Here is a 13,149-nt window from a genome sequence, read left to right on the forward strand (position 1 = left end):
CTAAGCGTGTCAAGGTCGTGCTGTGGACCGCAGGACCAACCCCTACACGCCCAACGCCGGCGCGCCGCCGCGCTTCCTCGCTGGGCGTCGGACTGAGGTCGCCGACTTCCGGGTGCTGCTCCAGCGGTTGACCCGCGGGTACACGGAGCAGTCCATGGTCGTCACGGGCCTTCGCGGCGTGGGCAAGACGGTCCTCCTGGGCGAGTACCACCGCATCGCGACGGAGGAGAACTGGGTTGCCGTGGAGACGGAGGTGTCGAAGAACACCCCCTTCGGCCCCCAGATGGCGAACCTCGCACGCCGCGCACTGCTGCAGGTGTCTCCTCGCGCCCGTTGGGGCGCGAAGGCACGCGCCGCAGCCGGGGTCTTGAAGTCCTTCTCCTTGACGGTGCAGCCGGACGGGACGCTGACGGGCGGACTGGACGTCGAGCCGGACTTCGGCCGAGGTGATTCCGGCAGCCTCAACGACGACCTCGCCGACGTCTTCGAAGCGGTCGGCGAAGCGGCTCAGGACCGGGAACGGGGCGTCGTCTTCCTCTTCGACGAGGTCCAGTTCCTCGCACGTGCCGAGCTCGAGGCGCTCATCGGGGCCGTGCACCGAACGGTGCGCAAGCAGTTGCCCGTGACGTTCGCAGGTGCCGGGCTGCCCCAGCTGCCGGGACTCGCCGGCGAGGCGAAGTCCTACGCCGAACGGCTGTTCAAGTTCCCCACGATCGGGGAGCTGGGCGAGCACGCGGCCGAAGCGCTCGAGGAGCCCGCCAGGGCCGAAGGCGTCACCTTCGACCCTGCCGCGGTCCACGAGATCGTCACGTACACCGAGGGATACCCGTACTTCATCCAGGAGTACGGTCGCGCCGTCTGGAACATCGCCACGGGGGCCACCGTGACCCACCAGGACGCGGTGGATGCCCGCGTGACGGTCGAGGCCGAACTGGACGAGAGCTTCTTCCGCGCCCGAGTCCAGCGGTCCACGCAGGAGGAGGAGCGCTACCTCAGGGCGATGGCGGAACTCGGTCCGGCCGCCCAGAAGGCCGCCGACGTCGCGGCGGTGCTCGGGAGGTCCTCTGAGCAGGTGGCTCCGCTGCGAGCGCGGCTCATCAACAAGGGGCTGCTCTACACCCCCCGGTACGGCTACGCGAAGTTCACCGTTCCCCAGTTCGACCGCTTCATGCGGCGGTACATGGACTTGGACGGTCCTGCCGGCACCTGACAGCTGGCGGACCGGCTTCTCCAGCCATCGATGGCCCCTCGCTCCCGTTGACCGGGAGCGAGAGGCCGACGGTCCGAATCCCGCGGCCGCGCGGACCCACCCGACGGAAGGGGTCAGGGCCTCACTTGCGCCCGGTCCGCCACTTCATGCCCCACCCGAACGCCTCGTCGAGGGCCTGCTGCCCGCCCTGCACGTACCGCACCTCGCGCTGGACGGACACCTCGCGGCCGTCGGAGACGATCTGGGCGATCGCGCACATCGGCGAGCGGTCGTCGTGCTCGTCGAGGCGCACCTCGATCTCGGGACCCGAGGCGGGGTGCAGGGTCACGACGCCGTCGGCGGCGGCCCAGTTCGGGACGCCCTCGTAGATGAAGGCGAAGACGAGGACCCGCTTGATGCGGGCGGCCTGGCCGAGGTCGACGAAGAGGTTCTCCCCGCCGCCGCCGGTGCGGTCGTCACCGTCGAGCCAGACGACCGGGTCACCGGCTCCGCGGTCGCGGAAGGCGTTCCCGAGGGCCTGCACGACGCCCTTGGAGCCGTCGGAGAACTCGTACAGCGCGCCGATGTCGAGGTCGATCCCGGACTGCGGGGCCGCGGCGGCCTTGAGCTTGGAGAAGAACCCGCCGCCCGAGGCGGGGGCGGCGCCGGCCGGACGCGCGTTCCAGGCCAGGTGCACGCGCAGCGTGCCGCCGGTGGCACCGGACTTCGACAGCGAGACCTTCGGCGCGGACTTGGTCAGCGTCACCTTCGAGAGCGAGACGCCCCCACCTCCACCGCCCGCGGGCGGTTCGGGGCTGTTCGCCTTCTTCGAGTAGTCGATGGCCACGGGTCCGACGCCTTTCGTCCGGGGAACTGTCTCCCAGCCAACGTACGGCTGCCCCGGGTAGTGCCGTCAGGTCCAGGGACCGGCGAGCAGCGCGCCCGTGAGCGGCGCGGACGGGTCCGCCCCGAGGTCCAGCCCCGACGCCGGCGCGCCCGCGCGGACGAGCAGGTCCCCGACGGCGGCGATCATCGCGCCGTTGTCGGTGCACAGCCGGATCGGCGGCACGCGCAGCTGCACACCCGCTGCGGCGCAACGTTCCTCGGCCAGGGACCGGACGCGCGAGTTCGCCGCCACGCCGCCGACGAGGAGCAGCGTGTCCACGCGGTGCTCGCGGCACGCGGCGAGCGCCTTGCGGGTCAGGACGTCGGCGACGGCCTCCTGGAAGCTCGCGGCGACGTCCGCGACGGGCACCTCACCGCCGGCGTCGACGCGGGCCTCGACCCAGCGGGCGACAGCCGTCTTGACCCCCGAGAAGGAGAACCCGTAGGCCGGGTCCGAGGGCCGGGACAGCGCGCGGGGGAAGGCGATGGCGTTCGGGTCGCCCTCGCGGGCCACGCGGTCGACGACGGGCCCGCCGGGGTAGCCGAGCCCGAGCACGCGGGCGACCTTGTCGAAGGCCTCCCCCGCCGCGTCGTCGATGGTGTCGCCGAGGTGCACGATCGGGTCGCGGCCGAGGTCGCCGAGCAGCAGCAGCGACGTGTGCCCGCCGCTGACGACGAGCGCCACGCACCGCGACGGCAGCGGCCCGTGCTCCAGGACGTCGACGGCCGCGTGCCCGGCGAGGTGGTGGACGCCGTAGAGCGGCTTGTCGAGCGCGAACGCGAGCGCCTTGGCCGAGGCCAGCCCGACCTGCACGGCCGTCGAGAGCCCGGGCCCGGCGGTCACGGCGACGGCGTCGACGTCGGACAGCTGCAGCGACGCCTTGTCGAGCGCCTCGTGCAGGACGGGGACGATGGCCTCGAGGTGGGCACGGGCCGCGACCTCGGGGACCACACCGCCGAAGCGGGCGTGGGCGTCCATGCTCGAGGCGAGCGCGTCGCCGAGCAGCACGCCCTCGCTGACGAGGCCGACCCCGGTCTCGTCGCAGCTGGACTCGACGCCGAGGACGATCACGCCGGCGCCCGCAGTCCGGCGGCCTCGAGGATCTCGGCGCGCTCCTCCGCGGGCAGCCGGTCGACGTAGACGACGCCGTCGAGGTGGTCGCTCTCGTGCTGCAGGCAGCGCGCCAGCAGGCCGGTGCCGACGATGCGCACGGGCTGGCCGTGGACGTCGACGCCGCGGACCTCGGCGGTGTCGGGGCGGGCCAGGTCGGCGTACTCACCGGGCACGGACAGGCAGCCCTCGCCGTCGAGGTCGAGCCGGCGCTTGCGGCCGGTGGGCAGGTGCAGCACGGGGTTCACGACGTGCGCGACGACGTTCTCGCCCGTCGTCTCCGACTCCGCGTCGGGGCAGTCGACGACGAACACGCGCGCGTCGACGCCGATCTGGTTGGCGGCCAGACCCACGCCGTCAGCCGCGTCCATCGAGGCGAACATGTCGGCGACGAGCTGGACGAGGTCGTCGTCGAACGCCGTCACGGGCGTGCACGGGCGGTGCAGCACGGGCGTGAAGTACCGCGTGATCGGGTGCACGACGCCCGTGCGGCCCTCGAAGACGACGGGAGTCCGCTCCGCCGGCTCGACAGGGGTCGACGCGGGGTCTTCAGGGGAGCTCACGACACGTGATCGTAGGTCAGGGCTGCGGGTGGAAGCGGACCGCGAGGAGCGCGACGTCGTCTCCGCCCGCGTCCGGGCCCCCGTCCTCGACCTCCGCGAGCAGCTCGTCCAGCGCGGTGTCCAGGTGGGGGCCGGCCAGGCCGGACGCCTTGCCGCGCAACCGCTCGATCCCCGCGTCGAGGTCCTCGTCGCGGCGTTCGACGAGGCCGTCGGTGTAGAGCAGCAGCGTCGCCCCGGCGGGGACCTCGACGACGTGGTCGGTGCGGTGACCCGCCCCCACCCCGAGGAGCAGGTCGGGATCGGCGTCGAGGACGCGGGCGGTGCCGTCGGCCAGGACGAGGACGGGCGGCGGGTGGCCGGCGTTGGCCCAGCGCAGCACCCGGACCCCCGCGGCGCGGGCGGCGGCGTCCTGCTCGACGCGCACGACGAGGCAGCTGGCGAGGATGGCGTCGGCGCGGAAGGAGTCCACGACGGACTCCAGGCGGTCCAGCAGCAGGGCGGGCGGGTCGTCGCGGTCGACGGCCAGGGCGCGCAGGGCGATGCGCAGCTGCCCCATCTCGGCGGCCGCGGTGATGTCGTGGCCGGCGACGTCGCCGATGACGAGCAGCGTCGTCCCGTCCGGGAGCAGCACGCCGTCGTACCAGTCGCCGCCGACCTGGTCCTCGGTGTGCGCGGCGACGTACCGGGCCACGAGCTCGAGGCCGCCGACCTGGGGCAGGTCCGTCGTGAGCATGGAGTTCTGCAGCGTGCGGGCCGTCGCGGTGCGCTCGGCCAGCAGCAGGGCCCGCTGCAGCGCCTGCGTCGTGTAGGAGGCGAGGGCCACGAGCATGGCCCGCTGCCCCTCCGGCAGGTCCACGTCCTCGCACCAGACGACGGTGAGCAACCCGACGCTGCGGCGGGCGGCCAGCAGCGGGACGGTGGCGACGAAGCGGGCCCGCGAGACGTCCCAGCGGTCGGCGAGCTCGGGGAACCGGGTCCGCAGGGCGGCCTCGTCGTCGAAGCGCGGCTGCCCGTCGCGCAAGGCGACCAGGCCTGGGCCGGGGCCGTCGAGGGGGACGTCCTGCCAGTGCTCCTGCGCCCCGGGCGCGTAGCGGGCCGTGAAGGGCGTGCGCAGCACCTGGCGGTCGTGGTCGACGACGGACACCGCCGCGTAGGTCGCGCCGAACCCGTCGCGCGCGGCAGCGGCGGCCACTTCGGCGACGTCGGCCACCGTGCGCGTGGCGGTCAGCGCCTCGGACAGCCGCAGCAACCGCGTCGTGTTCTCCAGGGACCGCTGCAGTGATCCCGTGAGGGCGTCGCGCTCGACCTCCAGCGCCCGCTCGGCGGTGACGTCGCGGAACGAGCACAGGACGGTCTGCTGCTCGTCCGGGCCGTCCACGCGCTGGGCCCGGACCGCGATCCACCGGTCGGTGCCCGGGACGGGCCCGGTCCAGGTGACGAGCCCGCCCTCGGCGCGCGTGCGGCGCAGCTCGTCGTGGAAGTCGCTGCCGACGGCGGTGGGGAACACGTCGGACAGCAGCCGGCCCACCATCTGCGACGGCGCGAGACCGTAGACGGCGGCGCCGGCGGCGTTGACGTGCTCGACGCGCCACTGCTGCGCGTCGAGCACGATGGTTCCCTCGGAGACCTCTTGCCACGCACGCAGGAGCAGCGGGTCCACCGCTCCCGCGGACGACATGCCAGCACAGTAGGGACCAGCGACCCTGTCCCGCAGGCGATCCGGCGCATCCACCGGTTCGCCGGGGACACCGCCGGGCGGGTCGTCAGGCGGGGACGGCCGGGACCGAGAACTCGATGGTCCCCGCGTCCTGCACGGACACGAAGCCGAGGTTCGGCGCCTGCACGCCGTAGTCGGACCACGTGACGGGCAGCGAGCCCGTGACGGTCACGGCCTTCTCCGCCGTGCGCTGGACGGTGGCCGGGACGGTGACGTCCTTCGTGGTGCCCTTGAGCGTCATCGTGCCGGTGAGCTGGACCGCGATGGTCGAGCCGACCTCGAGCCCGCCGAGCGGGACGGGGGACGTCACGGCGAAGTCCGCGGTCGGGAAGCGGTCGACGTCCATGATGTCGGCGCCGCGGAACTGGCCGTCGCGGGCGCTGGAGTCCGTCTCGACGCTCGCGAGGTCGACGGTGACCGTCCCCGCGGTGAGCTGTCCGCCGTCGACGGTGAGCGAGCCCGTGACCTTGCTGGTGCGGCCGGTGACGGTGACGTTCTGGCCGTTGAGGACCTCGTCGACGCGGTACCCCGCGGTGCCGCCGCTCGTGATGGCCCACGCCCCGTTGAGCGCGGCGTCGGTGGAGGCCGCGGTGGCGGTCGCGCTCGGGGTGGACCCGGCACTGACCAGCGGAGCCGCGGCCTTGCCGCCCTCGACCTCCGCGTAGATGCGGGGACCCACGACGGCGGCCAGGACGAGGAGGACGACCACCACGGCGAGCCCGGTCCACAGCCGGCGGCGGCGCGGACGACCGGGGCCGGTGGAGCGGGAGGGACTGTCGGTCGTGCTGGTGCTGCTCATGGGGACCCCCGGGAGTCGTGACGCCGTCCGGTCGGGGCGTCGTGTCACCGGGTACACGGAACCGGCGGGCCCCGGGGTTCACCCGCGACCCTGCCGGAGGGCCGGGAACCACCTGGACGGACGCCGGGAGCTGCGACGACCAGGAGGTGAACGGGGCGCGAACCCAGGGCGACGTCGTCCACCTCTCAACTACGACGATGCGTCGTTGCAAACGTTGCGGCGCAGGCGGAGCGGTGCCGTCCGCGGTGGTCCGGAGCACCCCCGCGCAGGGCCTACCCTCGACGCGTGCCGTTTGAGCGACTTGAGCGATTGCGCCTCATGAGCGACTACCTGGCCCCGACGCCCGTGTGGGCGCCGGCCGACCTCGGGGGCTTCGTCCTCAGCCCCACGCACTTGGACCACCTGGGTCTGGACGAGCACCTGCGCACGGGTCTGCTGGCCTGGCAGGCCTACTTCGACGAGCACCACCCCGTCGACCTGTGCGGGTGGGACTCCCCGTCGTCCTGCACGACGTACGCCAGCGAGGGGTTCCGCCTGCAGTCGGAGCTGAACCACGCGCTGCCCGGGGTCCACTTCGACCTCGACCTGTGGCCCGTCCGCGCCGTCGACCTGGACGTCCTGCCCCTCTGAGGGCGCCTCAGGACCCCTTGGCCGCCTTCGCGGCCCGCTTGGCCTCCTGCTTGGTGGCCCGCACCTTCTGCAGCGACTCGGCGTCGACGATGTCGGCCACCGACCGGTAGGCCCCCTCCTCGCCGTAGTCGCCCGCGGCCGCCCGCCAGCCGTCCGGCCGCACCTCGTACCGCTTGCCGAGCAGGGCGACGAAGATCTTGGCCTTCTGGGCGCCGAAGCCGGGCAGGTCCGACAACCTCTTGAACAGCTCCCTGCCGTCGGCGACCCCCGTCCACAGGTCCTCGGTGCGCCCGTCGTAGGTGTCGACGAGGGCCTGCGCGAGGGCCTGGGCGCGCTTGGCCATCGACCCCGGGTACCGGTGCAGCGCCGGCGGCCCCTTGAACCACGCCTCGACGGTCCCCGGGTCGGCCGCGGCGAGGTCGTGCGCCGACAGGACCTGCGCGCCCATCCGCTCGGCCAGCAGCTTCGGGGCGGAGAACGCCCACTCCATCGGCACCTGCTGGTCCAGCAGCATGCCGACCAGCAGGGCCAGCGGGTCCCGCGAGAGCAGGTCGTCGGCGGCCTCGTCCTGGGTCAGGTGAACCGTGGGCACGGGACGATCGTGCCCTACTGCGCGGGCGTGGCGGGAGGGGCAGCCGGGCTGGAGGGGGCGGGGGTGCTCGGCCGCACCGTCGCGGGGTCGGGTCCGCAGACGATGCGGTTCTCGGGGTTGTAGACCGTCGTCCACGTCTCCCGCTGCTGCGCACCGCCGCCGACGGGCGTCATGACGCGCGTGACGTCGACCGTGAACCCCGTGGCCGTCGCGGAGCTGGCCTTGCAGCCGCCGGAGGTGTCGTAGATCGTCCGCGGCGGCTTGACGTTGCGCCGCGCGGACTTCTCGGCCGTGACGTCCATGAACTTCGTCCCGTACATCGAGACGACCACCTGGTTCCCGACGATCCCGGCCTGGACGTAGACGCCGTGGCCGGAGTCGTTGCGGAAGCGGTTGTCGATGCTGCGCCAGTCGATCGTGGCCTCCCGGCCCTCGGGGTAGCGGGAGATGTAGAACGAGTGCGGCTTGTGCTCGATCTCGTCGAGGCCGCCGAAGAACACCGCGTTGAACAGCGTGGTGGACAGCTGCGAGACGCCGCCGCCGTAGTCGTCGACGAGCCGGCCGCCGGAGATGACGGGGGCGCGGTTGAACCCGCGTTCGGGCGTGCGCTCCCCGACGGTGTCGTTGAGGGAGAACTCCTCCCCCGGGCGCAGGATCGTGCCGTCGACGTGCGAGGCGGCGATGCGGATGTTCTCGGTGCGGCCCTTGTTCGCCGTCAACGTGGTGGCGAAGGTGGAGATGCGCTCGGTGATCCCCAGCTGCTGCAGCGCCTCCGTCGTCAGCGCGGGCTGGGACTCGGTGAGCTGCACCTCCGCGCGGCGCGTCGGCTGCTCACCGGTGAGGGCGCCCGTGACGGCCTTCGCCAGGTCCTCGGGCGGGGCGGCGCGGCCGGCGACGGCGGGCACGACCTGGGGGGACTCCCCCACGATCTCGATGCGGGCGTCCTGCGCGGCGCTCTCGAACTGCGGGTCGGCGGCCACGAGGGCGGCCTGCAACCCGGCGCCGTCGGCGACGAGGGTCGCCGTCCCGTCCACGGGCCGGACGGCGAGGGACCGGGCGAACGCGGCGGGGGCGAGGGTCGCCTCCCGGCCCCCACCGGCGACGACGAGGTTCCCGGCCACCGCGGGCCGCGCGATCGCGTCGACGGCGGACTGGATCCCCGCGGCGTCGACGGACGGCTGCGCGACAGCGGCCCGCAGCGTCACCGGGCGGCCGCTCAGCCACCCGCCGGTGACGGCGCGGGCGGCGGCGTCGACGTCGAGGGCGCGCCCCTCCGCCGGGGCGGTGACGGCCGGTTCGACGCTGCCGTCCTCGCGCACGTCGAACGTGACGGCCCCCTCGACGGGGGCGACGGCCACGGAGTCGGCGAGCGGCTGCAGCGCGGTCCGCAGGGCCCCGGTGTCGACGTCGACCTCCGGCGCCTGCGTCGTCCCGCCCGCGAGGTGGCGCCACAGGTCGGCGGGCGCCCATGCGGGGCCGGTGAGGCGGTCGGCGGTGGCGGCGGCGTCGACGGCCAGCCCGGCCTCGCCGGGCACGACCTCCTCGGTCGCGGACGCGCCGGCGCCGGTGACCTGCAGGGCCACGGGCGTGGTGGACAGCTCCTGCGCGCGCCCGGACAGCGTGCGTTCGACGGCCGCGCGGTCCTGACCCCCCACGTCGGTGCCCAGGACGGTCGTCCCGCGCGGTGCCTGGCCACCCAGGGCGAGGGCCGCGGCGCAGTACCCGCCCGCGACGACGACGACACCCAGCCCCACCCAGGTGGTCGGCCGCCGGAACCACGGCCGTCGTGGCCGGTCGACGCTCGGTCGTCCGGTCTCCTGCTGCGCCGGCTGGTCCCTGCTCGACCCTGCGTCGTTCGACACTGCGTCGTTCCCCCGCTCGCTCCCCCGCGCGCGGATCACGGGACGTGGCCGCGCGGGCACAGCCTAGGAGTTCCCCAGGTCCGTCCGGGGCCGTCCCGCCGATCTCCGGGGCACGGTCCCATCACGATGCAGTCCGCATTCGATGCACAACGCTTTCGATGCAATCCGCACTTGATGCAGTGTGTATCCGCGAGCTACCGTGGTCACGTGACCACCACGACCGACGCGCGCACCACCAAGCGCCGCGCCGAGACCCGAGCCCGCCTGCTGGCCGCAGCCCTGGAGGTGCTCGGCGAGCAGGGCCTGGCCCGCAGCAGCGTCGAGAACGTCTGCGAGCGCGCGGGCTACACCCGCGGCGCGTTCTACTCCAACTTCGCGACGATGGACGACGTCGTCGCCGCCCTCTACACCGACCAGGCCGGCGCCCTCGTCGCGCGCGTCGAGGACCGCCTCGCGGGCGGCCTGCCCGGCACCGACCTCGACCAGCTCGTCGCGCACGTCCTGGAGGTCCTGCCGGTGGACCGGCAGTGGCACGCGGTCCGCACCGAGTTCACCGCGCAGGCCCTGCGCAACACCGAGGCCGCCGCGACCCTGACGCAGCAGCGCTCCGAACTGCGCGCCCGTCTCGCCCCCGTCCTCGTCGAGGCCCTGCAACGCATCGGCCGTCGGCCGACCGTCCCCGCCGACGACCTCGTCCGCGCGCTCGTCACGGCCCACGAGGGCCTCGTCGCGGCGCACCTGCTCGGCGAACCCGCCGGGATCGGGCCGCGCCTGCTGACCGTCGCGCTCCAGACGTTCACCGAGGAGGTGCCCGCGTGAACGACCCCGCGGGAACCCCCGTCGTGCGCGCCCAGGGCCTGACCCTGCAGGCCGGTGGCCGCACCGTGTTCTCCGGCGTGCACCTCGACGTCGCCGCCGGCACCACGCTCGTCGTCCGCGGCCAGGCCTCGGCCGGCAAGACGTCCCTGCTGCTGACCCTCGCCGGGCGCATGAAACCCACGGGCGGGTCGCTCACCGTCCTCGGCGAACCCCTGCCGGAGAAGGCGGCGAAGGTCCGGCGCCGGGTCGCCCTGGCCGAGGTCCGCGGCGTCAACGAGCTCGAGGACGCCCTCACCGTCGAGCAGCACATCGCCGAACGCCTCGTCCTGCACCGGCCCTGGCACCGGCCGTGGGTCTCCGGTGACCAGGTCGCCCAGCAGCTCGAGCGCGTCCAGGACGTCCTGGACCGCACGGCCCGCCACGGGGTCCAGGCCCCGCCGCTGCGGCCGCGGGAGTTCGTCAGCGACCTGCAACCGCTGGAGCGCATGACGCTCGGCGTGGTGCTCGCCCTCATCGGCCGTCCCGACGTGCTCGTCGTCGACGACGTGGACTCGTTGCGCCGCAACGAGGACCGGCGACGCGCCTGGTCGTCCCTGACGGCCCTGCAGGAGACGGGCCTGACGATCCTCGCCAGCTGCTCCGACTCCTCCGACATCCCGTGGCACTCCGCCGACGGCCGCATCCTCCTCGACCTCCAGGACGAACAGTGAAACTGCCCCGGTTCTCCCTCCCCGGTCTGGAACTCGCGCGCTTCCGGCGGGCCACGATCACCAAGCTCGCGATCCTCGCGGTCGTGGTCGTCCCGCTCGTCTACGGCGGGTTGTACCTGTGGTCCAACACCGACCCGGTGGGACGGTTGGGGAACCTGCAGGCCGTCGTCGTGAACTCCGACGTGCCCGCCACCGTCACCGGCGTCGACGGGTCCCCGCGCACCGTCGACGCGGGGAAGGAACTCGTCGAGCAGCTCACCGGCCCCGACGCCGCCGCCGGGTTCCACTGGCGCACCGCCACGGAGAGCCAGGCCGCGGAGGGCCTGCGCGACGGCGACTACGCCGCCGTCCTGCGCATCCCGTCCGGGTTCTCCGCCGCCCTGGCCTCCACCGGCGGCGCGGACCCCCAGCAGGCCAAGCTGTCCGTGACGACGGACGACGCCGAGAACTACATCCTCGGCCAGGTCACGAACACCATCGCGACGACGATCCGCACCAAGGTCGCCACCGGGGCCACGACGAACTACCTCGAGAACGTCTACGTCGCGTTCTCCTCCATCCACGACTCCCTCGGCAAGGCGGCCGACGGGGCCGGTCAGCTCGCCGACGGCGCCCGCAAGGCCGACGAGGGCGCGGGGTCGCTCGTCGTCGGCCTCGGCGACCTCGACAAGGGCGCCGCCCAGCTCGTCGACGGCACGGGCCAGCTGCGCAGCGGGTCCGCGCAGCTCGCCACCGGGACCGCGAAGGTCGCCACCGGCGCCGACGGCGCCGCGGACGGAGCGGGCCAGCTCGCCACCGGGCTCGACCAGCTCCGGACGGCGACGAAGGACCTGCCCGCCCAGACCGCGCAGCTGTCCGCCGGCGCCTCGCAGGTCGCCACCGGCGCCGGCCGGGTGGCCGACGGGGCCGACGCCGTGGCCGGCGCCGCGAACCGTGTCCTGCCCGCGCTCCAGCAGGCCCAGCAGCTGTCCCCGCTCGTCGACCAGCTCCTCACCCAGGCCCGGCAGCTGTCCGCCGCCAACCCCGACGACGCGAACCTCGCCGCGACCGTCCGCAGCCTCGAGCAGGCCCAGCAGGCGCTCGCGGACGGGTCCGTGGCCGGGATCGGGCAGCAGGTGCAGCAGCAGGTCGGCGCGCTCGCGACCGGCGCCCGGCAGCTGTCCGACGGCGCGTCCGCCGTCTCGACGGGAGCCGGGAAGCTCGCCGCGGCCGCCCCCGCCCTGCAGCAGGGCGTGGCCAATGCCGCCGACGGGGCCGACGCCCTCGCCACGGGCACCCGCCAGCTCGCCACCGGCGCCCACAGCGCCGCCGACGGCGCGTCCGCGCTGTCCACCGGCGCGGCCCGCGTCGACGACGGGGCCACCGCCCTGCTGAACGGGACGTCGAAGGCCAAGGACGGGGCCGGTCAGCTCGCCGACGGCACCCAGCAGCTCGCCGACGGCGCCGGCTCCCTGCAGAGCCAGCTCGCGGAGGGCCAGGGCAAGGTGCCCGTCTACACGGGTGACGCGGCCACCGACCGCGCCGGCGTCGTCGCCGCCCCCGTCGCCGCCGACCGCGTCAAGGACCACGCCGTCCCCCGCTACAGCGACGGCCTCGCCCCGCTGTTCGTGCCGGTCGCGCTGTGGGTCGGCGGGATGGTGACGTACATGGTGCTGCGCGCCGTCTCGCCGCGGGCGCTCGCCTCGACCGCGTCGTCCTACCGCGCCGCCGTCGCCGGCTGGGTGCCCGGCGCCCTGCTCGGCGTCGCCCAGGCCGTCGTCCTGTGGCTGGTGCTGCTGCTCGCGGTCGGGATCGCCTCGCCGAACCCCGTCGCGACCGTGGCCTTCGCCGCGCTCGTCGCGGTGGTGTTCACCGCGATCCACCAGTGCCTCAACGCCCTGCTGGGCGGGGTGGGCCGCCTCGTCGCCCTCGTGCTGCTCGTCCTGCAGCTGACGTCGGCCGGCGGCACCTACCCCGTGGGGACGTCGCCGACGTTCTTCGAGGCGCTGCACCCGTTCCTGCCGATGTCGTACGCGGCCGACGGCCTGCGCCACCTCGTCACCGGCGCCGCCGCGGGCCCCGTGCTCCTCGACGCGGGCGTGCTCGCCGCCTTCGGGGTGCTGGCGCTGAGCGTCACCGTCCTCGCCTGCCACCGCCGCCGCACCTGGACCGTCGCGAAGCTCCACCCCTCCCTCACCCTCTGAGGAACGCCTCCCCCACCCGCGTGGAAAACACTCTTTCCGCCCTTGAAACGTCGTTTCGAGGGCGGAAAGAGTGTTTTCCGCCCCGTTCC

The 13,149-nt window shown here is 74.2% G+C and carries 12 protein-coding genes; 5 read left to right on the top strand and 7 right to left on the bottom strand.

What is annotated here, in order from left to right; translation table 11 throughout:
• The first annotated feature begins 22 nt into the window (after positions 1-22).
• Positions 23-1,210 (top strand): AAA family ATPase, encoded by a 1,188-nt coding sequence (locus ACFEMC_RS19370; RefSeq protein ID WP_380171132.1) that lies wholly within the window; start codon positions 23-25, stop codon positions 1,208-1,210.
• A 121-nt stretch (positions 1,211-1,331) separates the two neighbouring features.
• Here the strand turns inward: ACFEMC_RS19370 and ACFEMC_RS19375 are convergent, their stop codons facing one another.
• The 5 genes from ACFEMC_RS19375 to ACFEMC_RS19395 all read right to left on the bottom strand — a co-directional run bounded on the left by ACFEMC_RS19375 (position 1,332) and on the right by ACFEMC_RS19395 (position 6,264).
• Positions 1,332-2,036, bottom strand: coding sequence for a tellurium resistance protein (locus ACFEMC_RS19375; protein ID WP_380171133.1), 705 nt, complete (start codon positions 2,034-2,036; stop codon positions 1,332-1,334).
• A 66-nt stretch (positions 2,037-2,102) separates the two neighbouring features.
• Positions 2,103-3,146 carry a tRNA (adenosine(37)-N6)-threonylcarbamoyltransferase complex transferase subunit TsaD gene (tsaD, locus tag ACFEMC_RS19380; RefSeq protein ID WP_380171134.1) on the bottom strand — a complete coding sequence of 348 codons (1,044 nt, stop codon included), beginning with the start codon at positions 3,144-3,146 and terminating at the stop codon, positions 2,103-2,105.
• Complete coding sequence (gene def, locus ACFEMC_RS19385) at positions 3,143-3,664, bottom strand: peptide deformylase (RefSeq protein WP_380176882.1); 522 nt, start codon at positions 3,662-3,664, stop codon at positions 3,143-3,145. Before def ends, tsaD begins: the two co-directional genes overlap by 4 nt.
• 100 nt (positions 3,665-3,764) lie before the next feature.
• Positions 3,765-5,426, bottom strand: coding sequence for a SpoIIE family protein phosphatase (locus ACFEMC_RS19390; protein ID WP_380171135.1), 1,662 nt, complete (start codon positions 5,424-5,426; stop codon positions 3,765-3,767).
• Between the two features lie 85 nt (positions 5,427-5,511).
• Positions 5,512-6,264 (bottom strand): YceI family protein, encoded by a 753-nt coding sequence (locus ACFEMC_RS19395; protein WP_380171136.1) that lies wholly within the window; start codon positions 6,262-6,264, stop codon positions 5,512-5,514.
• 318 nt (positions 6,265-6,582) lie between these two features.
• On the opposite strand from ACFEMC_RS19395, the gene ACFEMC_RS19400 reads away from it, so the two are divergent.
• On the top strand, positions 6,583-6,894 hold the full coding sequence (locus ACFEMC_RS19400; protein ID WP_380171137.1) for a hypothetical protein: 312 nt from the start codon (positions 6,583-6,585) through the stop codon (positions 6,892-6,894).
• A 7-nt stretch (positions 6,895-6,901) separates the two neighbouring features.
• Here the strand turns inward: ACFEMC_RS19400 and ACFEMC_RS19405 are convergent, their stop codons facing one another.
• Both ACFEMC_RS19405 and ACFEMC_RS19410 read right to left on the bottom strand, forming a co-directional pair.
• A complete protein-coding gene (locus ACFEMC_RS19405) occupies positions 6,902-7,486 on the bottom strand; it encodes an HhH-GPD-type base excision DNA repair protein (RefSeq protein ID WP_380171138.1) in 585 nt (194 codons plus the stop codon).
• A 14-nt stretch (positions 7,487-7,500) separates the two neighbouring features.
• Positions 7,501-9,348: a VanW family protein gene (locus ACFEMC_RS19410; RefSeq protein ID WP_380171139.1), complete on the bottom strand. Its 1,848-nt coding sequence runs from the start codon at positions 9,346-9,348 to the stop codon at positions 7,501-7,503.
• Between the two features lie 207 nt (positions 9,349-9,555).
• On the opposite strand from ACFEMC_RS19410, the gene ACFEMC_RS19415 reads away from it, so the two are divergent.
• From ACFEMC_RS19415 to ACFEMC_RS19425, 3 genes are read left to right on the top strand one after another with little or no spacing between them, the layout of a single operon-like run.
• Positions 9,556-10,167 (top strand): TetR/AcrR family transcriptional regulator, encoded by a 612-nt coding sequence (locus ACFEMC_RS19415; protein WP_380171140.1) that lies wholly within the window; start codon positions 9,556-9,558, stop codon positions 10,165-10,167.
• Entirely contained in the window at positions 10,164-10,877 is a 714-nt protein-coding gene (locus ACFEMC_RS19420; protein WP_380171141.1) for an ATP-binding cassette domain-containing protein, read from the top strand. Before ACFEMC_RS19415 ends, ACFEMC_RS19420 begins: the two co-directional genes overlap by 4 nt.
• Positions 10,874-13,060, top strand: coding sequence for a YhgE/Pip domain-containing protein (locus tag ACFEMC_RS19425; protein WP_380171142.1), 2,187 nt, complete (start codon positions 10,874-10,876; stop codon positions 13,058-13,060). The genes ACFEMC_RS19420 and ACFEMC_RS19425 overlap by 4 nt, the downstream gene beginning before the upstream one ends.
• Positions 13,061-13,149: the final 89 nt, after the last annotated feature.

Source organism: Kineococcus sp. DHX-1, from assembly GCF_042473625.1.
In the GTDB taxonomy this organism is placed as follows: Bacteria; Actinomycetota; Actinomycetes; order Actinomycetales; family Kineococcaceae; genus Kineococcus.